The 251-nt window shown below is 30.7% G+C and carries 1 protein-coding gene; it reads right to left on the bottom strand.

The genetic code is table 11. From position 1 onward, the window contains the following. Window positions 1-251: transposase (locus GNY06_RS00200; RefSeq protein WP_166518299.1), on the bottom strand; the 251-nt coding region annotated here is incomplete at both ends.

The following is a 251-nucleotide window of genomic DNA, read 5'->3' as shown; positions in this document are numbered from 1 at the left end:
GGCTTATATCCATGTTGATTTTTTCGCATAGGTACTTCCATATTAATCTGGTTGTAAGTAAATAAGTCTCTTTGATAATCAATACTCAGATAACCTTTGTCTCCTAATATTGTACAATTTTGAAACAAGTGCTTAATATCTTTGAGATAATGAATATCCTGTACAGAAGCTTGTGTTAGATCAAAATCGGTAAAAATCCCATCAGTAGTACACACTGCATGCAATTTATAACCATAATAAACACTATTTTG

The sequence above is a fragment of the Elizabethkingia argenteiflava genome, from assembly GCF_009904105.1.
GTDB lineage: Bacteria > Bacteroidota > Bacteroidia > Flavobacteriales > Weeksellaceae > Elizabethkingia > Elizabethkingia argenteiflava.
Note: the sequence above shows the minus strand (reverse complement) of the source record. Positions and strands in the feature narration are given on the sequence as shown.